Source organism: Pusillimonas sp. SM2304 (assembly GCF_031628915.1).
Classification (GTDB): Bacteria; Pseudomonadota; Gammaproteobacteria; order Burkholderiales; family Burkholderiaceae_B; genus Pusillimonas_C.
Genome location: NZ_JAVLUJ010000002.1, coordinates 907,901 through 931,010 on the forward strand (window position 1 = coordinate 907,901; position 23,110 = coordinate 931,010).

At 62.4% G+C, this 23,110-nt stretch carries 24 protein-coding genes; 16 read left to right on the forward strand and 8 right to left on the reverse strand.

All coding sequences use genetic code 11. The features are described from left to right. Positions 1-57 precede the first annotated feature (57 nt). The gene (locus tag RE432_RS13295; RefSeq protein WP_409079876.1) at positions 58-2,184 is read right to left on the reverse strand and encodes a TonB-dependent siderophore receptor; all 2,127 of its coding nucleotides are present in this window, start codon (positions 2,182-2,184) and stop codon (positions 58-60) included. Between the two features lie 397 nt (positions 2,185-2,581). Between RE432_RS13295 and RE432_RS13300 the strand changes: the two genes are divergently transcribed. The 3 genes from RE432_RS13300 to RE432_RS13310 are packed head-to-tail and all read left to right on the forward strand — an operon-like array spanning position 2,582 to position 4,850. Then, entirely contained in the window at positions 2,582-2,869 is a 288-nt protein-coding gene (locus tag RE432_RS13300) for a DUF3649 domain-containing protein (protein ID WP_310933881.1), read from the forward strand. A 5-nt stretch (positions 2,870-2,874) separates the two neighbouring features. Continuing rightward, a complete protein-coding gene (locus RE432_RS13305; RefSeq protein WP_310933882.1) occupies positions 2,875-4,560 on the forward strand; it encodes a PepSY-associated TM helix domain-containing protein in 1,686 nt (561 codons plus the stop codon). Next, positions 4,560-4,850 (forward strand): DUF3325 domain-containing protein, encoded by a 291-nt coding sequence (locus RE432_RS13310; RefSeq protein WP_310933883.1) that lies wholly within the window; start codon positions 4,560-4,562, stop codon positions 4,848-4,850. The genes RE432_RS13305 and RE432_RS13310 overlap by 1 nt, the downstream gene beginning before the upstream one ends. Here RE432_RS13310 and RE432_RS13315 read toward each other — a convergent pair. Continuing rightward, positions 4,827-5,999 carry a DJ-1/PfpI family protein gene (locus RE432_RS13315; RefSeq protein ID WP_310933884.1) on the reverse strand — a complete coding sequence of 391 codons (1,173 nt, stop codon included), beginning with the start codon at positions 5,997-5,999 and terminating at the stop codon, positions 4,827-4,829. The genes RE432_RS13310 and RE432_RS13315 overlap by 24 nt on opposite strands. 50 nt (positions 6,000-6,049) lie before the next feature. Here RE432_RS13315 and RE432_RS13320 point away from each other — a divergent pair, with 50 nt between their 5' ends. Then, positions 6,050-6,742 carry a type 1 glutamine amidotransferase domain-containing protein gene (locus tag RE432_RS13320; RefSeq protein WP_310933885.1) on the forward strand — a complete coding sequence of 231 codons (693 nt, stop codon included), beginning with the start codon at positions 6,050-6,052 and terminating at the stop codon, positions 6,740-6,742. Here the strand turns inward: RE432_RS13320 and RE432_RS13325 are convergent. Then, entirely contained in the window at positions 6,720-7,457 is a 738-nt protein-coding gene (locus RE432_RS13325; RefSeq protein ID WP_409079856.1) for a hypothetical protein, read from the reverse strand. The two genes, RE432_RS13320 and RE432_RS13325, sit on opposite strands and share 23 nt — an antisense overlap. Before the next feature lie 180 nt (positions 7,458-7,637). On the opposite strand from RE432_RS13325, the gene RE432_RS13330 reads away from it, so the two are divergent. Beyond that, positions 7,638-8,054, forward strand: coding sequence for a hypothetical protein (locus tag RE432_RS13330; RefSeq protein WP_310933887.1), 417 nt, complete (start codon positions 7,638-7,640; stop codon positions 8,052-8,054). 4 nt (positions 8,055-8,058) lie between these two features. Here the strand turns inward: RE432_RS13330 and RE432_RS13335 are convergent, their stop codons facing one another. Then, on the reverse strand, positions 8,059-8,508 hold the full coding sequence (locus tag RE432_RS13335; protein WP_310933888.1) for an Lrp/AsnC family transcriptional regulator: 450 nt from the start codon (positions 8,506-8,508) through the stop codon (positions 8,059-8,061). 133 nt (positions 8,509-8,641) lie between these two features. On the opposite strand from RE432_RS13335, the gene RE432_RS13340 reads away from it, so the two are divergent. The 5 genes from RE432_RS13340 to RE432_RS13360 all read left to right on the forward strand — a co-directional run bounded on the left by RE432_RS13340 (position 8,642) and on the right by RE432_RS13360 (position 13,099). Next, a complete protein-coding gene (locus RE432_RS13340) occupies positions 8,642-9,541 on the forward strand; it encodes a DMT family transporter (protein ID WP_310933890.1) in 900 nt (299 codons plus the stop codon). Between the two features lie 109 nt (positions 9,542-9,650). Next, on the forward strand, positions 9,651-10,010 hold the full coding sequence (locus tag RE432_RS13345) for a CidA/LrgA family protein (protein WP_310933892.1): 360 nt from the start codon (positions 9,651-9,653) through the stop codon (positions 10,008-10,010). Next, on the forward strand, positions 10,007-10,732 hold the full coding sequence (locus tag RE432_RS13350) for an LrgB family protein (RefSeq protein ID WP_310933893.1): 726 nt from the start codon (positions 10,007-10,009) through the stop codon (positions 10,730-10,732). Before RE432_RS13345 ends, RE432_RS13350 begins: the two co-directional genes overlap by 4 nt. 106 nt (positions 10,733-10,838) lie before the next feature. Next, on the forward strand, positions 10,839-12,500 hold the full coding sequence (locus tag RE432_RS13355; RefSeq protein ID WP_310933894.1) for an acyl-CoA synthetase: 1,662 nt from the start codon (positions 10,839-10,841) through the stop codon (positions 12,498-12,500). Positions 12,501-12,616: 116 nt separating this feature from the next. Next, the gene (locus RE432_RS13360; protein ID WP_310933895.1) at positions 12,617-13,099 is read left to right on the forward strand and encodes a YajQ family cyclic di-GMP-binding protein; all 483 of its coding nucleotides are present in this window, start codon (positions 12,617-12,619) and stop codon (positions 13,097-13,099) included. A gap of 20 nt (positions 13,100-13,119) precedes the next feature. Here RE432_RS13360 and RE432_RS13365 read toward each other — a convergent pair whose 3' ends face one another. After that, positions 13,120-13,881, reverse strand: a complete 762-nt coding sequence (locus RE432_RS13365; protein ID WP_310933897.1) for an ABC transporter permease — start codon at positions 13,879-13,881, stop codon at positions 13,120-13,122. Beyond that, the gene (locus RE432_RS13370; protein ID WP_310933898.1) at positions 13,878-14,804 is read right to left on the reverse strand and encodes an ABC transporter ATP-binding protein; all 927 of its coding nucleotides are present in this window, start codon (positions 14,802-14,804) and stop codon (positions 13,878-13,880) included. The genes RE432_RS13365 and RE432_RS13370 overlap by 4 nt, the downstream gene beginning before the upstream one ends. A gap of 136 nt (positions 14,805-14,940) precedes the next feature. Here RE432_RS13370 and RE432_RS13375 point away from each other — a divergent pair, with 136 nt between their 5' ends. From RE432_RS13375 to RE432_RS13400, 6 genes are all read left to right on the forward strand, one after another. Next, positions 14,941-16,419, forward strand: coding sequence for an NAD(P)H-hydrate dehydratase (locus RE432_RS13375; RefSeq protein ID WP_310933899.1), 1,479 nt, complete (start codon positions 14,941-14,943; stop codon positions 16,417-16,419). Positions 16,420-16,582: 163 nt separating this feature from the next. Then, positions 16,583-17,431 carry an HAD family hydrolase gene (locus RE432_RS13380; protein WP_310933901.1) on the forward strand — a complete coding sequence of 283 codons (849 nt, stop codon included), beginning with the start codon at positions 16,583-16,585 and terminating at the stop codon, positions 17,429-17,431. A gap of 37 nt (positions 17,432-17,468) precedes the next feature. Beyond that, positions 17,469-17,939, forward strand: a complete 471-nt coding sequence (gene tadA, locus RE432_RS13385; RefSeq protein WP_310934232.1) for a tRNA adenosine(34) deaminase TadA — start codon at positions 17,469-17,471, stop codon at positions 17,937-17,939. Between the two features lie 49 nt (positions 17,940-17,988). After that, positions 17,989-18,960 (forward strand): LD-carboxypeptidase, encoded by a 972-nt coding sequence (locus RE432_RS13390; protein ID WP_310933902.1) that lies wholly within the window; start codon positions 17,989-17,991, stop codon positions 18,958-18,960. A 55-nt stretch (positions 18,961-19,015) separates the two neighbouring features. Next, on the forward strand, positions 19,016-20,617 hold the full coding sequence (locus RE432_RS13395; protein WP_310933903.1) for an ABC-F family ATPase: 1,602 nt from the start codon (positions 19,016-19,018) through the stop codon (positions 20,615-20,617). An 18-nt stretch (positions 20,618-20,635) separates the two neighbouring features. Then, positions 20,636-21,238 carry a YigZ family protein gene (locus RE432_RS13400; protein WP_310933904.1) on the forward strand — a complete coding sequence of 201 codons (603 nt, stop codon included), beginning with the start codon at positions 20,636-20,638 and terminating at the stop codon, positions 21,236-21,238. 56 nt (positions 21,239-21,294) lie between these two features. On the opposite strand, the gene trxA is transcribed toward RE432_RS13400, so the two are convergent. After that, positions 21,295-21,678 (reverse strand): thioredoxin, encoded by a 384-nt coding sequence (gene trxA / locus RE432_RS13405; protein ID WP_310933905.1) that lies wholly within the window; start codon positions 21,676-21,678, stop codon positions 21,295-21,297. A 134-nt stretch (positions 21,679-21,812) separates the two neighbouring features. Beyond that, positions 21,813-23,105 (reverse strand): NCS2 family permease, encoded by a 1,293-nt coding sequence (locus tag RE432_RS13410; RefSeq protein WP_310933906.1) that lies wholly within the window; start codon positions 23,103-23,105, stop codon positions 21,813-21,815. Positions 23,106-23,110 lie beyond the last annotated feature (5 nt).

Genomic DNA, 23,110 nt, shown 5'->3' on the forward strand with positions numbered 1-23,110 from the left:
GGCGGCACCGCTCTATGATATGGCTTTTTTCAACAACGAGGCATTGGCGCCGAAGGCTTACCAGCGATAACGGAAGCTGGCCCGAATGCTGCGCTGGTAGCCATACCAGCACCATTCTTCGGAATAGCACGAAGCGACATATTCCTTGTCGAACAGATTGTTGACATTCAGTGCCACGGACATGCCTTTCAGCGCTGGGTTGGCGCGTCCCAGGTCGTAGTCCAGGGCCGCATCCACCAGTGTGGCGGCAGGGACTTTGAAGGCGTCATGCGTGCCGCCGGAGCTGGTGCCCAGGTAGCGTGCTCCCGCAGCGACGCCCAGCCCGGCAAGCGGGCCGCTCTGCAGTTGATAGCGCGCCCATACCGATGCCTGATGCTTGGGAATACCGTAAGGCGTGGTGCCTTCCAGGCTGGGGCGGGTAGGCGTTGCATTGTCCTTGGTGTACTCGTTGGCAATGTAAGAATAGTTGGCGATGATGCTCAGCCCGCGCGAGAGTTCGCCGCGTGCCTCGAACTCCAGGCCTTTCGTACGCAATTCCCCCGTTTGCTCCTGGCACCCTGCGCCAAAGCAACCCGGTATGGAGGTCAGCATATTCTTGCGGCGGATGTCGAAGGCGGCCACGGAATACAGCGCGTTCGTGCCCGGCGGCTGATACTTCACCCCCAGTTCGTACTGCTCTCCCTCCAGGGGATCGAAGGGCCGGTTGTTGGCATCGGTACCCGATTGCGGCTCGAACGACTCGGCATAGCTGATATAGGGCGCCACGCCATTGTCGAAGTTATAGATGAGGCCGGCGCGGCCCGTAAAGGCTTCGGCGCGCGTGGTGCTCGCGGTGGGGGTCGATGTGGTCAGGTTGGTGCCGGCGGACTCGGTGCGGGACCAATCGTAGCGCCCGCCCAGGAGGATGGACAGGCGATTGATCTTGATCTGGTCCTGCAGATACACACCGGTCTGGTACTGGCGCTGGTTGGTGTCGCTGACCCAGTTCAAAGGGCCGATGTTCTGATGATAGTCGGGATTGAATATGTCCAGCGGCAAGGTTTCATCGTAGCTGCTGGACAGGGTGTCGGAGTCCAAGTGGGCAAAATCGACGCCCGCGAGCAGGGTGTGCTCAAGCACGCCGGAATTGAATTTTGCCTGAATGTGGTTGTCGATGGCATACGTGTCCATCGATACGTCCGTTCCGCCTTTCCGGCGCGTGAGCAGCCGATAATTGCTGTCAGGAACATAGCCGTTGGAGTAGACCGAACGGTAGATGCCCTCGGCATGCAGGTAGCGCGCATTGGAACGCACCGTCACGGCATCGTTGAAGCGGTGCTCGAAGTCGTAGCCTATGGAATGGTTGCGCCGGTCGCTGGTTTCGAAGCCGGCATCGCCATCGTAGAAATCAGGCCCCAGCTTGTAGCCGTCTGGCGCGGCGACCAGGGTGCGCACGCGGGGCAAAGACCCATAAGAACCCATGTCCGGATCGCGCTGCAAGTTGGCCAGCAGCGTCAGGCGGGTGTCGCTGGACGGCTGCCAGGTAAACGAAGGAGAAATAAAATAGCGGCGCTCCTCGGTCTTGTTGAGCTGGCCGTCGGACATATAGCCGGAGCCTGTCAGGCGGTACAGAAACTGCCCGGACTCGTCGATGGGGCCGGAAAAGTCGAAGTTGGCCCGCCGGTAATCGAAATTGCCGACCTGCAGCTCCACCTCTTTGCGCGCATCCGCTGTGGGCCGCTTGCTGATCTGGTTGACCACGCCGCCAGGGCCGCCCTGGCCGAACATGACCGAGGACGGCCCTTTGAGGACGTCGACCCGCTCCAGGCGGTAAGCGTCGACCTGGGGCAGGGCATCGCGCGAGCCGAATATACGCAGGCCGTCGAGCAGGGTGGTGGCGGAAAACCCGCGAACCGTGAACTGGTCCAGGCGCGTTGCTGTGGCGCCGCGCGTTTCAGGCGCGATGCCGGAGGTATACCGCAGCACTTGGTTCAGTGTCTGTGCGCCTTGCTCGCGCATTTGGTCTTCGGTGATGACCGAAATCGATTGGGGCACTTCAATAAGCGGTGTATCGGTCTTGGTGGCCGTCGACGATTGTTCCGCAACGTATCCAATGGCTTCGCCGCTGGACCCCATGACCGTCACGGGCGCGAGCTGTGTCGCGTTGCCGGCCTCCTGGGCGTGCAGGGGGGTGCCCGCGCCCATGGCGAAAAGAAGGGCCGCCAGGACCGTAGGCCGGCTGGGGTGGTTGAACAACATCGACATCTGACACTTCTCCCGAAAGTAAAATTTTTAGTGTGGGGAAGTGTAATTTATTAATAGGAATGAGTATCATTATCGGACTGACTATTAATTGTAATGATGCAGTTCTACAACACTCTGTTTCCAGGCAGGAAGTCTGGCGGCGCCGTGCATAATTTATATATAATGAGAAGCTTTCTCATTATTGCTGCTGGCAGCCCGGATCACGGGCGCGGACTGGATTCATTCATGCACATCAAAACGTCTCTTGCACGCTGCGCCCCGGCATCCGGCCGCGCGCAGCCTTGCCCCGGCGGGCCCGGGCCGTGGACCGGACACCACGGCAAGGCGGGCAGGTAAGATGCTTGTCCTGGGCCGGTGGGCGCGTTCCGTGGCGCCTTTGATGTCTCGTATCACGGCTGCATTATTCGGCGGGTATGCATTGGCCGCGCTGGCCAGTGTTGCCGCCGTGGCCTTGCCCATTTCCCGCAGTGAGGCGGTTCTTACCGGCATGCTGGCCAGTTTTGCCGTGTATGCGGGCGCTGTCGTGTGGGTGTTCGCCGTCAGGTCGGCATGGCGCGCCTGGGCCGGCCTGCTTGCCGCGGCCTTGCCGCTGGGCCTGGCCGCGTGGTCGGTATGGGCGTCATGAGCACCATGGCGACGCATTCCCCCGACAAGGCCGCAACGGGCGCGGCGGCCGGCAAACCCCAGAAAGCGAAGCCCGCGAAAGCGCCCGGCATCCGCCAGACGATGTCGGACCTGCATATCTGGACCGGCCTGCTGGCGGGCTGGATACTGTATGCGATGTTCCTGACGGGCACCGTCAGCTACTTCCGGGACGAAATTTCGCAATGGATGCGGCCGGACGTGCCGGCGCAACTGCAGTTGGCCGACGCCGCCGAACTGGCGCCCCGGCTGGTTGCCACCATGCAGGCGCTGGCGCCGGCAAGTCCGCAATGGGGCATCAGCCTGCCCGATGCGCGCGACAACACCGCCGGCGCGTTCTGGCGGGGCGAGAAACGGTTTGAAAGCGCGACCTTCGATCCGGCCACCGCGCAGCCCATCGAAGTGCGCGACTCCGTCGGCGGCGAATTTTTCTATCGCTTTCATTTCCAGTTGCACTACCTGCCCGTCCTGTGGGGGCGCTGGCTTGCCGGGCTGTGTGCCATGTTCATGTTGGTGGCCATCGTCAGCGGCGTCATTACGCACAAGAAGATCTTTATCGATTTCTTCACCTTCCGGTGGGGCAAGGGGCAGCGTTCGTGGCTGGATGCGCACAATGCGTTGTCGGTGCTCGGCCTGCCGTTTCACCTGATGATCACCTACACCGGATTGGTGACCTTGATGCTGATGTATATGCCCTGGGGCAGCGATGCCGCGTTCAAGGAAGCAGCGCAACGCCAGGCCATGCAGTCCGAGATCAGCGCGTTCATTCGCCCCGACAAACCCAGCGGGCAGCCGGCCGAGCTCGCGCCGGTGGCAGGCATGATTCAGCAGGCGCAGGCGCGCTGGGGCCGCGATGGCATTGGCAACGTCAATGTGAACAACCCCGGCGATGCGGCGGCGCGCGTGATTGTGGTGCGCGCCGACGATGCGCGTGTTTCAACCAGCCCGCAGTACATGGTGTTCGATGGCGCCAATGGCCAATTGCTGCAGACCAAGGACCGGGTTGGCGCCGCGGCCGAGACGCGCGGCGTGATGTATGCATTGCATCTGGGCCGGTTTTCCGACTATCCCTTGCGCTGGCTGTACTTTCTGGTCAGCCTGGCGGGCACCGCCATGGTGGGCACCGGGCTGGTCATGTGGACGGTGAAACGGCGCGCCAGGCTGCCGGACCCGGCGCGGCCGCACGTTGGATTCCGCCTGGTTGAAAAGCTCAACATCGCCACCATTGCCGGCCTGTCCGTGGCAATGGCCGCCTTCTTCTGGGGGAACCGGCTGCTGCCCGAGGCGCTGGCCGACCGCAAGGTGTGGGAGGTCGACCTGCTCTTCATCGTCTGGGGGGCCACGTTGGCCTATGCGCTGCTGCGTCCCGCAAAACGCGCCTGGATCGAACTGCTGTGGCTGGCCGCCGCGCTGTTGGCGTTGCTGCCCTTGCTCAATGGCCTGACCACCGAACGCAATCTGTTGCACAGCATCGCTGCCGGGGACTGGGTCTTTACGGGGTTCGAACTGACGGTGCTGGCATTCGGCGGGCTGCACGCCTTGTTGGCCGTGCGCGTACGGCGTCACCAGCCGAAAACACGGCCCGCGCCGCGTCAATCGAAACCGGCGCCGCCGGTGGCTGCGCCGCATGCCGGCCTGAGCGCCCTCCAGGCTGCATCCACGGAATCCCGCTGATGAATCATCTGAGCATGTTGCTGCTGTCCGTATCGGCCTTTGCGTGTCTGGCGCTGGCCATGGCGCGCCACCAGGAAGACCTGTTTGCCCGCGAACTGAGCGCAAAAGCCACCCGGGCGCTGCGCGTGGCGGGCTGGCTCCTGCTCTGCGGCGCGCTGGCTGTAGCCTTGCGCCAGCCGTCATGGGCGGTCGGGCTGGTGGCGTGGTTTGGCTACCTGAGCTTCGGCGCCGGCGCCGTGTTCGCCGCCATGCTGCTGGCGGCGCGCCTAGGGTGGGCTCGCAAGCCCTGAAGGCGATGCGAGCCAGGGGTATTCCATCGTCAACGCCACGATCGCGGCGGTAGGCCGGTCGTAGCGGGAAGCGATGTGCGGCAGTTCGCGTTCCAGCACGGCGGCGGGCGCGCTGGAAGACGGGGCGGCAAGCATATGGTCCACCGCCGCGGCCCGCGCGGCTTGGGTGGGATGGATCACAAGGCCATGCCGGCTGCGTAGGGGCTCGCGGCTGACTCCCAGGGTGATGACCTTCGCCAGGGCAGTGCGCGAATAGGCATCGGCGGTCAGGCCAAGGGCGATTTCATCCACGCCCTGGACCAGGGGAATCCCCAGCGTTTCATGGCGCCAGAACGCCAGCGTGTTGCGCACAAATGTCTTTTTGTGTTCAGTGGTGAGCTGAAATGCGGCTGAGCGATGGCGTCCGTCCCACGCGGCTATGCCCAGCTCGCCTGCGACCCGTTCCGCTGTCTGGCGCCCGCCGATCGCTTCCACCAGCGCCAGCATGACAGGCACGTTGGCCGACACCCCCGTGGACGTTGTGATGCCCTGGTCGGTGACATAGCGCCTGTCCCGCACCCATTGCATGGTGGGATGCTTTTTCAGCAATTCGCCTATTGTGTACCAATGGCCGGTTGCACGCCGCCCGTCCAGCAATCCGGCGGCGGCAAGCGTTCTTGATCCGTTGCAGATGGAAACAATTCTTGCCCCCTTGCCAAGCTGGCCAGTGATCCAATCGATGATGACGGGGTCGTCGTGGGGTTCCATGGCCGGAATCACGATGTAGTCGGCGCCGCCAGGGTATTGCGCGTCAAAGGCGTCCAGCGTCGTTTCCGGCTCAATGCTCAGGTCCGGGGGATAAAGTTGCACCGGTTCGGCGCGCTCTGCGACGACGGTGACATCCGCCACATCGGCCAGGTGCAGGACGCCGTAGGCAACCATGAAGTCCGACACCTCGGTCGACGCGTTCAGGGCGACGATGGCCACTACCGGCCGCTTGCCGTGCGGCGGCTTCATGGCCTCGATCATGCGCGCCTGCTCGGCGGACTCGATCGGGTCGGCAAGCGGGGCGTTGGGCGGCTGTTTGCCGGGCGCAAGGATAAAAGGGGCGGCCAGCAGCGGCACGGCCACGATGCAGCCCAAGGCGATGAGCATCCATTTCTTGCGCATGCGAGTCTCCTTCCGGAAACCATAGTTTAAGACGAACTAAAGGAGTGCCAATGAATATTCTGATGATTCTGACATCGCATGACCGTCTTGGCGAGACGGGGCAGAAAACCGGTTTCTGGCTGGAAGAATTTGCCGCGCCGTACTACGCATTCCTGGATGCCGGCGCGCAGATTACCCTGGCGTCGCCTAAGGGCGGCCAGCCTCCGCGGGATCCCAGAAGCGATGCGCCCGACGCACAGACTGACGCAACCCGGCGATTCAACAGTGATCCGGTCGCCCAGCAGGCGCTGGCCGGCACGATCAAGCTGGCGCAAGCCAAGGCGTCCGAGTTCGACGCGGTGTTCTTCTGCGGTGGGCATGGCCCCTTGTGGGACCTGGCCGACAACAGGGATTCCATTGCCTTGCTGGAAGCCTTCGACCGGGCAGGCAAGCCCATCGGCCTGGTTTGCCACGGGCCGGCAGCCTTGCGTCACGCCCAGGGCGAAGACGGCGCTTCGCTGGTGGAAGGCCGCAGCGTAACGGGCTTCAGCAACAGCGAAGAGGCGGCGGTGGGGCTGACCGATGTCGTGCCTTTTTCTATCGAAGACGAATTCCGGAAACTGGGCGGCATCTACGAGAAAGGCCCCGACTGGGGCAGCCATGTGGTCATCGATGGGCATCTGATTACCGGCCAGAACCCGGCCTCGTCGGAAGCCAGCGCCAAGGCTTTGCTGCGGCTTGCTAGCGAACAGGCAGAAAATTGAAGAACAGCAGCCCCTGCATGTAATTGATCCCGACGCGCCGCAGATTCTCGTCCAGCAGATTGGCCACGAGATCCAGGCGGCCGATCAACTGGCCGAACTCGCGCTCGAAGCTCAGGTTGGTGGCGACATCGTTCATTTCATTGGCCCACAACAGCGGCTGGCCCGCCGGATTGCGGCGGCTCGCCAGCAGCCAGGCGGCGACCTCGATATTGCGGGCCGCATTATGCACATGCTGCGCCGTCAGCACATCGGACACATAAAAGCGTGTTTTGCTGTCATGCGCGCTGATGATCATATTGGCCATCCCGACAATGAAGGCGCCAACGCGATCGCCCCGGTAGGCCGGGTCCAGCGCGACGGCCAGTATCTCGATGTCGCGCAGCGAGGCCAGCTCGGGCGGCGTGGCGCCTGACTCGATGGCCTGGCGCCCGCGTTGAATGGCCGTTTCGATGTCGGGCGCGCCGGTTTTGCGCCATTCAGCCGGGTTGCGGCGGTACAGCTTTTCCAGCAGGCGGGTCAGGCTGGCCAGATTGTCGCGCATGGCGATGGTCACGGTGCGATTGAAGTCGGTTTGCCCAAGCTGGTCGAAGGACATGTCTTCGGTGCGGGGCAGAGGCCTGCCCGGCTCGGCCGACGGGGTGGCGCAGGCCGTCAGCAATAGGCTGCCCATCAATAGGATGACGCTGGCAAGCCAGCCGCGATTCAAGCCATTCATGTCCGTTTCATTGTTCTATTTCAAGACACCGTCGCGGCGCCGGGCATTATTTTGCCCTAGCACTGTAGCAGAAATCAGGCGCAGAACCCCTGGCGGGACGGCATGGGCGCGGGCTGGTTCTTGCCTGGCGTTTTGTTTTATGCTTTGTATAGCGCCGCGCTGCGGCAGCGGAGGTAAATCATGACACGGATGGCAATGGTATTGGCCGCGGCAATGGCCGCCACGGGATTGTCGGCATTGGCCGGGTGCGCCCCCATGCTGACGGGACACATGGCGGAAGCCGGCTATAACGCGGCGTTGGGCAAGCTTGGCGGGGGCGGCGATCTTTCTTCCGTGGGGGCCGATGAACGCCAGAAGCGCATCCAGTCGGTCCTGAACGAGGCCGTCATCGGGCAGGATGCCGAACCGCTGGTCAGCGCCATGGGGGAGGCCCCCAAAGAAAAGACCGCCAATGCGCAGGGCTATGTATGCTACGAATACGCCGCTGTATATTCTTCCACCGAAGCCGCTGTGATCGTATCCAGGCAGGGTAAGGTCGTGTTTTATGGCAACTCGCGCTGCAATGTCGAAATGCAGCGCGACCATGGCGGCGCATGACGGCTCAGGCGTGTGTCGGTTTCAGGGGCGGCAGCCGCCGCTTGACCGGCGTTGCCTTGACAATGGACGTATTGGTTTCCGCCTGATCCGCCAGCGTGTCAAGGATGGCATCCAGGTGCGCCATGGTTCGTACGCTCAGGCGCGCGATGAAACAGTCTTCCCCCGTGACCTTGTCGCATTCCGTGAATTCGGGCGTGGCCTGGATCAGGCGCTCGATGGCATGCATCCGTCCCGGCAGGGGGCGCACCCTGACGATGGCCTGCAGCGTGTAGCCGAACGATGACGGATCGACGGTAAGGGTATAGGCCGTCAGCACGCCGCGCTCTTCGAGCCGCCGCAACCGTTCGGCCACGCTGGGCGACGAGAGGCCGCTGATGCGGGCCAAAGCCTTGAGCGAACGGCGCGAGTCTTCCATGAGGGCGGCGATGATAATGTGGTCTATTTCGTCCGGCATTTTTTTATCTGAGGCGAAAAGGCAAGACACCTTATTATAAAAAAGGGAAACCAGGGCTTTTACATTATATTTTCTATGGCTGATTGCACCCAAAAGGCTCACACTTTCATCCTGTGCAATAGGAGTGCAATGAATGGATCATCAAGTAAAACGCGGTTCCTTCGAGATGGCAAGCGCCATGCTGATTTCGGGGACGATAGGCTGGTTCGTCCTGGTTTCCGGCCAGCCGGTGCTGGATGTCGTATTTTGGCGTTGCGCCGTCGGCGCAGCCACCTTGCTGGCCATTTGCGGACTGATGGGGTTTTTGAACCGGGGCATGCTGAGCTGGCCGAAGTTCGGCTGGGCCGTCCTCAGCGGCGTGGCCATCGTGGGCAACTGGGTGCTGTTGTTTGCCGCCTATTCGCGCGCGTCCATCGGCATTGCCACGGCGGTCTACAACACACAGCCTTTTATGCTGGTGGCCTTGGGCGCCGTGTTCCTGGGCGAGCGCATTACGCTGGATAAAATGGTGTGGCTCAGCCTGGCCTTTGCGGGCATGCTGGCCATCACCCAGCAGCATGGCGCCGCGCCCGCCTATGGCGTGGGCAGCTATCTGGCCGGTATTGCCCTGGCGCTGGGCGCGGCTTTTTTGTATGCCCTTGCCGCCATCGTGGTCAAGCGCCTGACCGGCACCCCCCCGCACCTGATCGCGTTGATACAGGTCTGTACCGGTATTTTGCTGCTGGCGCCTTTTGCCGGCGTGTCGACCCTGCCGCATCAGCCGCCGCAGGCTTGGCTTTCCTTGCTGATCCTGGGCGTCGTGCATACCGGGCTGATGTATGTGTTGCTGTATGGCGCCATCCAGAAACTGCCCACGGCCATCACCGGCGCCTTGTCTTTCATCTATCCGATTGTCGCCATCCTGGTGGACTGGATCGCCTTCGGGCACCGCCTGCAATGGCTGCAGTGGCTGGGGGCGGCGGCCATTCTGCTCGCCGCGGCCGCGATGCAGCAAGGCTGGGGTTTAAGGCGGCGCACTGTTGCAGTCCGGTAGGCCAGCGGCAGGCCAAAGGCGGGGGGATGGCGCGCCGAGCCTGGAGTTTGCCGCGCCGGTATGCTAGTGTTGGCCCCTGACTTCAAACGCCGCCAAGAAAAAAAAGCCTATGCCGGTCCTTTTTGCAGTGACTGTTCTGTTCATCATGCAGCTTGCGGGCGAGGTTCTGGCGCGGCTGACGGGCCTGCCTTTGCCCGGTCCGCTGATCGGCATGCTGCTGATGCTGGCGGCGCTCATGGCGCATGGCCGGGTGCCGTCCGGCCTGCGCGATACCTGCCATCACATGCTCAAGCACCTGATGCTGCTGTTCATTCCGCCTGTCGCGGGCATCATGCTGTATTTCGGGCCGTTGGAGCGTGAATGGATTCCGTTCCTGCTGGCGTGCATCGCCGGGGTGGCGCTGACCCTTGTCGTGACAGCCTTGACCTTCCGCTGGATGCTCAGGCGCGCCGAGAAACCCCGGCCATGAACGGCAGCGTCCTTTCTTTATGGGCCCATCTGGCCGATACGCCCTTGTTCTGGCTGGGTTTTACCCTGCTGGCTTACCTGGTGGCGGTCATCGTCTACCAGCGCTCCGGCAGCAACCCCTTGTTGCTGCCCGTTTTGACCGCGGTGATCCTGGTGGTGTGCTTTCTGTATGCCACCGGTACGTCATACCTCGTCTATGCCCAGCACACTTGGTTTCTGCAGTTCCTGATCGGTCCGGCAACGGTGGCGCTGGCTATACCGCTATACGGGCAACTGGATCGCTTGAAGCGCATGTTCTGGCCCGTGATGGTTGCCTTGCTGGCGGGGTCGGCCACCGCGATCTTGTCCGCCATCGGGATTGCCTGGGCCTTGGGTGCAAGCTTTCAGACCCAGGTTTCCCTGGGGCCCAAGTCAGCCACGATGCCGATTGCGATGGAGGCGGCCGCATTGAGCGGCGGATTGCCGTCGCTGACGACGGTGGCGGTCGCCATCACGGGCATTTCGGGGGCCATGCTGGCGGGCATGCTGTTCAGGATGAGCAGCGTGAAAGACCCGGCCATCCAGGGCTTTTCCCTGGGGCTCAGCGCGCATGCCATAGGCGTGGCGCGCGCTTTCCAGACGCACGAAACAGCGGGGGCTTTTGCCGCGCTGGGCATGGGCCTGAACGGAATCGCCACGGCGGTGCTGCTTCCCATCCTGTTGTCATTACTGGCGCTTTTCTGACGCCGGGGCTATGATTTTGTTATAGAAGAGGTCCTCGGCTTGCCCGTGGACGCTGGCGTGTGCCGCGCCGGCAGCAAGCATAAAAAATCATCGACAGGAGACCCGCATGACCCGCATATTCGACCAGGATCTGCCGCAAACACCCGCGAACTACGCAGCCATCTCGCCGCTTTCTTTTATCGAGCGCTCCGCCTTGACCTACCCGCAGCGCCTGGCCGTGGTGCACGGGACCGGGCCGCAGGCGCTGCGGCGCACCTGGTCCGAGCTTTATGGCCGCTGCCGGCAGTTGGCCAGCGCGCTGACGCGGGCGGGCATCGGCAAGGGGGACACGGTGGCGGTCATGCTGCCCAATACGCCGCCCATGGTCGAAGCCCATTTCGGCGTGCCCATGGCGGGCGCGGTGCTTAACGCCATCAATACGCGGCTTGACCCCAGCATGGTGGCCTTCATGCTCGATCACGGCGAAGCCAAGGTGGTGATCGTCGATTCCGAATTTGCGCCCATCATGGGCAAGGCGCTGGCCTTGCGCACCTCGACCGCGCCCATCAAGGTCATCGATGTGGTCGACAGCCTGTATGCGGGCGCCAATCAGCCCCTGGGCGACGCCAACTACGAGGACTTCGTGGCGGGCGGCGATGCCGATTTTGACTGGAGCCTGCCCGAAAGCGAATGGGATGCCATTGCGCTGAACTACACCAGCGGCACCACCGGCAACCCCAAAGGCGTGGTGTATCACCATCGCGGCGCCGCCACCGCGGCCATCTCCAACATTCTGGAATGGGACATGCCCAAGCATGCGGTCTATCTGTGGACCTTGCCCATGTTCCACTGCAACGGCTGGTGTTTTCCGTGGGCGGTTGCGGCGCGCGCCGGCGTCAACGTGTGCCTGCGCCGTATCGAGGCGCAGGCGATTTTCGACGCCATCCGCGAACATGGCGTCGATCACTATTGCGGCGCCCCGATTGTGCACAGCATGCTGGTCAATGCGCCCGACAAACTCAAGCAAGGGGTGCCGCAAGGCGTCAAGGCGATGGTGGCGGGCGCCGCGCCGCCCGCTTCCATGATAGAAGGCATGGAACGCATGGGGTTCGACCTGCTGCATGTCTACGGCCTGACCGAAACCTACGGCCCGGCCACCGTGTGCGCCAAGCACGCCGCTTGGGACGACCTGGATATCGGCGAGCGGGCGCGCCTAAATGCGCGCCAGGGCGTCACCTACCACCTTGAGCGCGGCATTGCGGTCATGGACCCGCAAACCATGCAGCCGGTGCCGGCCGACGGCGAAACCATGGGCGAGATCATGTTCCGCGGCAATATCACCATGAAGGGCTATCTTAAAAATCCCAAGGCGACGCAGGAAGCCTTGGCGGGCGGCTGGTTTCACAGCGGCGACCTGGCCGTCATGGACCCGGACGGCTACGTCAAGATCAAGGATCGCAGCAAAGACATCATTATCTCGGGCGGTGAAAACATCTCATCCATCGAAGTGGAAGATGTCCTGTATCGCCATCCCGATGTGCTGGCGGCGGCCGTCGTGGCGCGGTCGGACACGCGCTGGGGCGAAACGCCGTGCGCGTTCATTGAACTCAAAGAGGGCGCGCAGGCCAGCGCCGAGTCCATCATCGAGCACTGCAAAAAACATATGGCAAGCTTCAAAGTGCCGCGCCAAGTGGTGTTCTGCGAACTGCCCAAGACGTCCACCGGCAAAATCCAGAAGTTCGAGTTGCGCAAGCAGGCCGAGGCGCTCGACGCCGTGGCGGCAGGCTAGGCCGTTTGCCGGGCTTGTTCCGAGTCCGCGGCGCGCGCCGGCCGGCGGGCTCTTTTGAATGTCTCTTCAGCCGTCCAGGGTTAAACTCTGGGCAGCATGTTTTAAAGGATTGATGTATGCCTTCTTTTGATGTGGTCTCCGAAGTCGATAAGCACGAGCTGAGCAACGCGGTCGACCAGGCCAATCGCGAGCTGTCCACGCGTTTCGATTTCAAGGGCGCCGACGCCAAGTTCGAACTGGACGGTTTTGTCGTGACGCAGTCCGCGCCCAGCGTATTCCAGTTGAACCAGATGCTGGACATTCTGCGCGGGCGCCTGTCGGCGCGCAATATCGATGTGCGCTGCATGGACGTGGGCGAGCCGCTGGAAAATCTGGGCGGCGCGCGCCGCAAGGTCACGATCAAGCAAGGCATCGAGCAGGCCATTTCAAAAAAATTGATTGCCGAGCTCAAGACCGCCAAGCTCAAGGTAGAGGCCCAGATCAATGGCGAAAAGCTGCGCATCAGCGGCAAGAAGCGCGATGATCTTCAGTCCGCCATGGCTTTGCTGCGCAAGTCCGACATCGAACTGCCCCTGCAGTTCGACAATTTCCGCGACTGATACTCCGTGGCCGTCCGGGTTCAGGGCCGCAGCCGATATCCCGTCCTGAATATCCACCAGACCACGGCCAGGCATAGGGCCAGGAACAGCACGGTCATGCCCAGGCTGACGTACACATTCACGTCGGCGATGCCGTAGAAGCTCCAGCGGAAGCCGCTGACCAGGTAAACCACGGGATTGAACAAGGTCACGGTTTGCCAGAAGGGGGGAAGCATATTGATGGAATAAAAGCTTCCGCCCAGAAAGGTCAGCGGCGTCACGATCAGCAGCGGCACGATCTGCAATTTTTCGAAGCCGTCGGCCCAGATCCCGATGATGAAACCGAAGAGGCTGAAGGTGACCGAGGTCAGCACCAGGAATACCAGCATCCAGATCGGGTGGTCAATTCGCAATGGCACGAAGAAGCGGGCCGTGATCAGGATGATGGCCGCAAGAATAATCGACTTGGTCGCGGCGGCGCCGACATAGCTGAATGTTATTTCCAGATAGGACACCGGGGCGGACAGCAGCTCGTAGATGGTGCCGGTGAACTTCGGAAAATAAATGCCGAAAGAGGCATTCGATATGCTTTGCGTCAGCAGCGACAGCATGACCAGGCCCGGCACGATGAACGCGCCGTAGCTGATGCCGTCGATCTCGGTGATCCGGTTGCCGATGGCGGCGCCAAACACCACAAAGTACAGCGAGGTCGAGATGACGGGGGCAATAATGCTTTGCATCAGTGTCCGCCACGTCCTGGCCATTTCGAAGGCATAGATGGCGCGAATGGCGTGTAGGTTCATGGCGTGCTCCGTACCAGCTTCACGAAGATTTCCTCTAGCGAGCTTTGTTTGGTCTGCAAGTCCTTGAAGCGGATGCCGGCAAGGCTCAGGTCGTTGAACAGGGTGGCCATATCGTTGTTGTAGCGTTGCGTGTCGTAGGTATAGACGATTTCGCAGCCGTCGTCGGACAGCGCCAACTGATAAGCGGCCAGCCCCGGGGGGATGGCCTGCATGGGCTCGTGCAGTTGCAGGGTCAATTGCTTCTTGCCCAGCTTGCGCATGAGTTCGTTTTTTTCCTCGATCAGCACGATTTCGCCGTTGTTGATGACCCCGACCCGGTCGGCCATCTCTTCGGCCTCTTCGATGTAGTGGGTGGTCAGGATCACGGTGACGCCGGTGTTGCGCAGGGAACGCACGACTTCCCACATTTCTTTGCGCAGCGACACGTCCACCCCGGCGGTGGGCTCGTCCAGAAAAAGGATCTGCGGCTCATGCGACAGCGCCTTGGCGATCAGCACACGCCGCTTCATGCCGCCTGAAAGCGTGATGAGCGGGTTGTCTTTCTTGCTCCATAAAGACAGCTGGCGCAGGATTTTTTCAATGTGCGCGGGATCGGCCGGCTTTCCAAACAAGCCGCGGCTGAAGCTGACCGTCGCCCACACGGTTTCGAAGGCGTCGGTGGTCAGTTCCTGCGGCACCAGGCCGATTTTGGAGCGTGCCGCGCGGTAATCCTTGACGATGTCGTAGCCATCGGCGCTGACCGTGCCGGCGCTTGGGCTGGTCAAGCCGCAAATAATGCTGATGAGCGTCGTTTTTCCGGCCCCATTGGGCCCCAGCAGCGCGAAAATCTCGCCGCGCCGGATGTCCAGGTTGACGCCCTTGAGCGCTTGGAAACCCGAGGCGTAGGTTTTATCCAGATTCGATACGTTGATAATGGAAGGCATGAACATATTCCGGCTGCACTGCGGCACAATAGCATAATGGTAAATGCTTTCGGATAGTGCTTTCAGGGAATTTAGGGGCCTGAAAACGCTTTTCAGCGATCGATAACAATCTCACATCAGTTGGATGCCATTATTCATGAATGCTCATGCACAGAGCCTGGCCTTGTTGACTCCCGCGCAAATGGGGCGTGCCGACCAGGCAGCGATCCAGGCGGGGGTCAGCGGCGCGGCCCTGATGGAAGCGGCCGGCGCGGCGGTGGCCAATGCCGTGGCGGCGCGTTGGAGCCGGCGGCCGGTTGCCGTGCTGTGCGGGCCGGGCAATAACGGCGGGGACGGGTTCGTGGCGGCGCGCCATCTGCGCGATGCGGGCTGGCCGGTACGCCTGGGGCTGCTGGGCGGCAAGGCCTTGCTCACGGGCGACGCGGCCTATCACGCCAAGCGGTGGGGCGACGACATTGCGCCGCTATCGCCTGCCTTGCTCGATGGCGCCGGGGTCGTCATCGATGCGCTGTTCGGCGCCGGCCTGTCGCGTCCGCTCGATGGCGCCGCGGCGGCCACGGTGTCCGCACTATTGGAACGCCGCTTGCCGGTGTGCGCCGTCGATGTGCCCAGCGGCCTGGACGGCAACAGCGGGCAAGTGCTGGGGCTGGCGGCGCCTGCCCAGGTCACGATTACCTTTTTTCGCAAAAAACCGGGCCATGTGCTGATGCCCGGCAAGCATCTGTGCGGCGAGGTACTGCTGGCCGACATCGGTATTCCGGATTCGGTGTTGGATGCCGTGCACGCCACCGTCTTCGAAAACGGACCGGCCTTATGGTCGCCGCATTATCCCTGGCCCAGGCTGGATGGGCACAAGTACCAGCGCGGCCATGCCCTGATTGTGGGCGGACGCATCATGACCGGGGCAGCCAGGCTGGCTGCGTTGGCCTGCGCAAGAATCGGCGCGGGGCTGGTCACGATCGCCGCGCCGGCGTCCGTCTGGCCCATCTATGCCAGCGCCCTGACCAGCGTGATGGTGCTGCCCATGCGCGAGTCGGGCGCGCTGGACGATATGTTGTCCGATGGCCGCAAGAATGTCGTGGTGGTGGGCCCGGGAGCCGGTGTGTCGGACCTGACCCGCATGCATGCCTTGCAAGCCTTGGCCAGCCATCGGGCGGTGGTCCTGGATGCCGATGCGATCAGCGTGTTCAGCGCCGACCCGACGGCATTGTTTGCAGCCATCGGCGGTCCCTGCGTCTTGACGCCGCACGAAGGGGAGTTCAACCGCTTGTTTTCCGTCAGCGGGCATAAGCTGGACCGGGCGCGCCAGGCGGCGGCCGCCAGCGGGGCCGTCGTGGTGTTGAAGGGGTCCGATACGGTGATCGCCGCGCCGGACGGGCGGGCCGTCGTCAACACGAATGCGCCGCCGGATTTGGCGACCGGCGGCACGGGCGATGTCCTGGCGGGCTTTATCGCAGGGCTGATGGCCCAGGGCATGGATGCCTTCGAGGCCGCCGCGGCGGGGGTCTGGCTGCATGGCGAAGCCGCCCGCCGTGTCGGGCCGGGCCTGGTCTCGGAAGACTTGCCCAATGCGCTGCCCGGGGTATTGCGCCGCCTGAAGCGCCTGGCTGCCTAGCAGGACAGGCGGTTTGCGCGCCTGCCGCCTGGGCGCTGCGAGGCGTGATCGGCCAGGGGCCTGTGCACGATCGCGTTAAACTGCGGATGTTTACGGGATCTTGCCTTCCGTTCGCTTGATCTATTGTCACTTCATTTCGGCCCCCGCTACACGAGAGTCTTCCATGTCTGATGTCATCGCTTTGATTTTCGATTTCGACGATACGCTGGCCCCCGATAGCACGTCGGGGTTCCTGGCCGATATCGGCGTTGACGTCGAAGCGTTCTGGAACGGCAGGGTAGGCCCCTTGCTGTTTGAGCAGGACTGGGACCCGGTGCCCGCTTATCTGTACCAGATGATAGAGCTGTCCAAATCGGGGGCATGCCCGCCCATCACCCGCGCAAGCCTGGAGGCCTGGGGCGCGCGCCTGCCCCTGCATGCCGGCGTGGAAACCTTGTTCAGCCGCCTTCGGGCGCTTGTCAAGGAAAAGCATCCACAGGTGCAACTGGAGTTCTATCTGATTTCCAGCGGCATTGGGGATGTCGTACGGCATACGTCCATTGCGCATGAATTCACCGATATCTGGGCCTCGGAGTTCATCTACGACGCTGCCGACGCCATCCACTTTCCCAAGCGGGTCGTCAGTTTTACCGACAAGACCCGCTATCTGTTCCATATCCAGAAAGGCATTATCGGCGCCTCGTCGCGCAACAAGCCCTTTGAAGTCAACAAGAAGATCGCGCAAGATAAATTGCGCGTGCCTTTCGAGCAGATGATTTTCGTGGGCGATGGCTACACCGATATTCCGTGTTTTTCCCTGATTCGCCGTTCGGGCGGCGTGGCGTTCGGCGTATGGGACCCCCGCCACCGCGACAAGCGCAGCCGGGCCTGGGGGTTTATCCAGGAAGGGCGTGTATCGAACCTGAATCAGGCGCGCTACGACGACGAGGCCGAGCTGTACCAGTGGCTGGAAGAGGCCGTGGAAAGCCTGGCTGGGCGCATCACCTTGAACAACCGGATCTACCGTGGCTGAGGCGGAAGCAGCGGCGGGCGGCGCGCCGGGGACGGCGCTGGCCGTGGCCGGCGACGAGGCTGCCATGCGCCTGGCCTTGCAGCAGGCCGAGCTGGCCTATGCCGCCGGCGAGGTGCCGGTGGGCGCGGTCGTGCTGGACGCCGATGGCCAGGTGATCGGGACGGGCTTCAATCGCACGATAGGCGACCATGATCCCACCAGCCACGCCGAAATCGTCGCCTTGCGCCAGGCGGCCGCCAGCATGCGCAATTACCGCCTGCCGGGCGCCCGTCTGTTCGTCACCCTGGAGCCCTGCGTCATGTGCATCGGGGCCATGCTGCATGCGCGGCTGGATAGGGTGGTGTACGGGGCCGCGGACCCCAAGACGGGCGCCTGCGGCAGTGTGCTCGATGTGCATGCCATTGCGCAACTGAATCACCAGACCCAGGTGACAGGAGGCGTGCTCGCAAGCGAATGCGGCGACCTGCTGCGGCAGTTTTTCCGCGAACGGCGCGGCAGATCCGCGTAAGTATTAATATATCTACCGATTCTTTCTTTTCCTGGAAACAAGCCCAACCATGACGCAGCCGGCGCCTACACACGATCACGACCATGATCATCATCACGACCATCATGCCCATCACGGACATCAGCACAAAACGCCAGGCGGCATTTATCTGATTTCACCCTCGGGGGCCGTACCGGACCCGGCGGTGCTCGATCTGGCGCGCCAGCGTCTGGGCGAACTGGGTTTCAAGACAACCGTCGACCGCAGCGCGCTGGCCGTCCACGAACGCTTTGCCGGCACCGACAAGCAGCGGCTGGCGGGCATTGCCCGGTCGCTCAAGCAAAAACACCCCATCGTCATGGCCACGCGCGGCGGCTATGGGCTGGGCCGTTTGCTGCCTTTTATCGACTGGAACGCGGTAGCCGAAAGCGGCAAAAGCTTCGTGGGCCTGAGCGACTTCACGGCGTTCAACCTGGCGCTGCTGGCCAAGACGGGGGCCAGCAGTTTTACCGGCCCCACCGCTTTGTTCGATTTCGGCGCCAAGACGCTCGATGACCTGACCGCGGCGCTGTTCGTGGAAAGCATGCGCAACGAGCTCGAGATCCTGAGCTTTGAAACGCAAGACGCCGATCCGGTCGATGCGCGGGGGGTATTGTGGGGCGGCAGCCTGGCCATGCTTGTTTCGCTGATCGGCACGCCCTATATGCCCAAGATCAAGGGCGGCATCCTGTTCCTGGAAGATGTCGGCGAGCATCCGTACCGCATCGAGCGCATGCTGACGCAGCTTTGGCATGCCGGGATACTGGCGCGGCAGAAGGCCATTGTTCTGGGCCGCTTCACCGAGTACCGGCTGGGCGCCAACGACCGGGGCTACGATTTGCCGTCGACCGTGGCCTGGTTGCGGGCAACTGTCAAGGTGCCGGTCATCACCGGCCTGCCTTACGGGCATGTCAAGGTGAAAGCCACCTTGCCCATAGGGAAAAAGGTAGGTATCGCCACAGAGCCGGGCATGGCGCATCTGGTGCTTGAAGAGCATTTTTAACGGCGGCTTGTTAAACTAATGGGTTGTTTTCCTCTTCTTACGTGAATTCCACCCAGTGATCTCCACCGCAAATCTTACTATTCAGTTTGGCCCCAAACCCCTGTTCGAGAACGTCAGCGTCAAATTTGGCGAAGGCAACCGTTATGGGTTGATCGGGGCCAATGGCTCGGGCAAATCCACCTTCATGAAAATCATAGGTGGCGACCTCGAGCCCAGCGGCGGCAATGTATCGCTGGACCCGGGCGTGCGGCTGGGCAAGCTGCGCCAGGACCAGTTTGCCTACGAAGACACCCGGGTGCTGGACGTGGTCATGATGGGGCACCAGGAAATGTGGCAGGTCATGGCCGAACGCGATGCCATCTACGCCAATCCCGATGCCACCGAAGACGACTATATGCACGCCGCGAACCTGGAAGCCAAGTTCGCCGAGTACGACGGCTATACGGCCGAAGCACGCGCCGGCGAGCTGTTGCTGGGCCTTGAAATCCCGGTGGAGCAGCACAACCAGCCCATGCGCGAAATCGCCCCGGGCTGGAAGCTGCGGGTGCTGCTGGCGCAGGCCCTGTTTTCGAATCCCGACGTGCTGTTGCTGGACGAACCCACCAACAACCTGGACATCAACACGATCCGGTGGCTGGAAGATGTGATCAACAGCTATCAAAGCACCATGATCATCATCAGCCACGACCGCCACTTCCTGAATCAGGTATGCACGCACATGGCCGACCTGGACTACCGCGAGCTGCGCATCTATCCGGGCAATTACGACGACTACATGCTGGCGTCCACCCAGGCACGCGAGCGGCAGAGCGCCGCCAACGCCAAGGCCAAAGAGCGTGTCGCTGAACTGCAGGACTTTGTGCGCCGCTTTGCGGCCAACAAATCCAAGGCGCGCCAGGCAACCTCGAGGCTCAAGCAGATTGACCGGATCAAGGCCGGGGCCGTCGAAGTCAAGCCCTCGTCGCGCCAGAATCCGTACATCCGCTTCGAGCAGAACAAAGTGCTGCACCGCCTGGCGGTGACGGTCGAGTCCATCGGCAAGTCGTACGACCAGCCCGTGATCAAGCCGTTTTCCGCCATGATAGAAGCGGGCCAGAAAGTGGCCATCATCGGCGCCAACGGCGTGGGCAAGACCACCTTGCTGCGCATGCTGGCCGGCGACCTGGCGCCTGATGCCGGCAGCATCAAGTGGTCCGACAGCGCCGATCTGGGCTATATGGCCCAAGACGTTTCCGACCAGTTCCAGTCCGACAAGAACCTGTTCGACTGGCTGGGCGATTACCGCCAACCCGGCGACGATGACCAGTCCATGCGGTCGGTGCTGGGGCGCCTGCTTTTTTCGGGCGACGACATCAGCAAAGAAGTGCGGGTCTTGTCGGGCGGCGAAAAAAACCGCATGAGCTTCGGGCGCCTGATGCTGGGCCGCCATAATGTCATGCTGCTTGACGAACCCACCAACCACCTTGACATGGAGTCCATCGAGTCGCTGCAGTTTGCGCTGGAGCTGTACGCGGGGACGCTGATCTTTGTGTCGCACGACCGCGAGTTCGTCTCGGGCCTGGCCACGCGCATACTGGAAATCATGCCGGGCGGCGAGGTCGTGGATTACCACGGCAATTACGATGACTACCTGGCCTCGCGCGGGATCGAAGCCTGACCGCGCTTTGCGAGCCTCATGTCCACAAGTACGCTGACGGGTCTTGCCACCTATCAGGAAGACATCAAGAAAAGCCGGTTTATCGCCATGGCGGGCAGGGTGGACGAGCCTGCGCAAGCCCTGGCCTTCTTTGCCGAGCATAGCGTCGCGGACGCCACGCACAATTGCTGGGCCTACCGCATCCAGGACGAATACCGTTTCAACGACGACGGCGAGCCGGGCGGCACGGCCGGCCGGCCCATTCTTCAGGCCATAGACGGGCAGCAATGCGACCGCGTCGCTGTCCTGGTCATACGCTGGTTCGGCGGGATCAAGCTGGGGCCGGGCGGGCTGATCCGCGCATACGGCGGCGTGGCGGCCCAGTGCCTGCGCCTGGCCGATAAAGCGGAACTGGTCGACGAGGTGTGGGTGGACTGCGCGTGCAGCTTTGCCGACATGGCCATCGTGCAGTCGCGTTTTGCCGCCTTCGGCGCCCGCATCTGCGACGAGTCGTTCGACGGCCAAGGCGTCAGGTGGCGATTGGCCCTGCCGCGTGTCAATGAACAAGCCCTGGCAGAGCAATTAGGCAATTTGACCCGCGGGCAAGGGCAGTGGCGCCCGGTCGACGGCCGCCTGCCCTGAACCGCCTATCCCGGCACGGCAGCGTCCCGCGGCGCTTTCAAGATGCGCGGGGCGGCCTAGCTGTCTTGCGTGCCGCCGCCGTTTTGCTGGGCCGCGATTTCGGCGTGGACCTTTTCCATGTCCACCTCTTTGACCTGGGTGATCAGTTCCTGCAACTGGGCGGGCGAGAGCGCGCCCGCCTGGGAAAACAGCAGGACCTGTTCGCGGAACACCATCAGTGTGGGAATCGAGCGTATGTTCAGGCCGGCGGCCAGTTCCTGCTCTTCTTCCGTGTTCACCTTGGCGAACACGACATCGTCGTGCTTGGTGGATGCCTCTTCGAAAACCGGCGCGAAACTGCGGCATGGCCCGCACCAAGGCGCCCAAAAGTCCACAATCAGCGGCTTGCTTTCCTGGATGGCCGTCTGAAAGGTATCTTTGTTCAAATCGATGGTGCTCATAAGAACCCCTGAAAATAAAAAGCGGCCTTGACAGCCGCTTGTTCTTGAATGGTAGGTGAAGGTTCAGTGTACCGCCTTTATCGGCTTGATGCGATCATGGCCCGCTGTCCCGGGACAGCGGGCCATGCGGCGTCTTAATCCGGAAAGAAAGCATATTTGATGACGAACAGCGCGGCGACCAGCAGGGTGGCCATATGGACATCGCGGAACTTGCCCGTCACGGTCTTGAGCACCACGTAGCTGATGAAGCCGAAGGCCAGGCCATTGGCAATGGAGTAAGTGAACGGCATGACGATGGCGGTCAGGGCGGCCGGCGTCGCCTCGGTGATGTCTTCCCAGTCGATCTGGGTGATTTCGCGCAGCATCAGCCCAGCCACGTAAAGCAGGGCGGGCGCCGTGGCGTAGGCGGGCACGGAGCCCGCCAGCGGCGCCAGGAACAAGGACAGCAGGAACAGCACGGCAATGGTCAGCGCGGTCAGGCCGGTGCGCCCGCCCGCCTGGACGCCCGAAGCGCTTTCGACATAGGCGGTTGTGCTGCTGGTGCCCAGGAAAGAGCCCGCCACAATGGCGGAACTGTCGGCCAGCAGGGCGCGGCCCAGCCGGTTCGGCTTGCCGGGCTGGATCAGGTTGGCCCGGGTGGCCACGCCTATCATCGTGCCCGTGGCGTCGAACACCTCGACCAGGACCAGCACCAGAATAACGTGGACAAAGCCGGTATGCAGCGCGCCCATGATGTCCAGTTGAAAGAAGGTGGGGGCCAGGCTGGGCGGCGCGGAGAAAACGCCATGGAAGGCGCTGTGGCCGGTGAGCATCGACAGCACGGTCACGACCAGTATGCCGATCAGGATGGCGCCGCGCACTTTCAAGGCATCCAGCGCGGCAATGACGAAAAAGCCCAGCAGGGCAAGCAGGGCCGGCGCGGCGGTCAGGTCACCCAGGGCCACTTTGGTGGCGGGGTGGGCCACCACGATGCCGGCGTTGCCCAGCGCGATAATGGCCAGGAACAGGCCTATCCCGGCGGCAATGGCTGAGCGCAGGGATTTGGGTATGCCCGAAATCAGCCACGAACGCACACCCGTCACCGTGATCAACACAAAAATAACGCCTGAAATAAACACCGCGCCCAGCGCTTGTTGCCAGCTATAGCCCAGGCTGCCGACGACGGTAAAGGCGAAAAAGGCGTTCAGCCCCATGCCGGGGGCCATGCCGATGGGCCAGTTGGCCACGAAGGCCATGATCAGGGTCCCGATCGCGGCGGCCAGGCAAGTGGCGACGAACACAGCGCTTTTGTCCATGCCCGTGCTGGACAGAATTTCCGGATTCACGAAAATAATGTAGGACATGGTCAGGAAAGTGGTTACGCCGGCCAGGATCTCGGTACGTACCGAGGTGCCGTGTTCGCGCAACTGAAAGAATCGTTCAAGCATGGGTT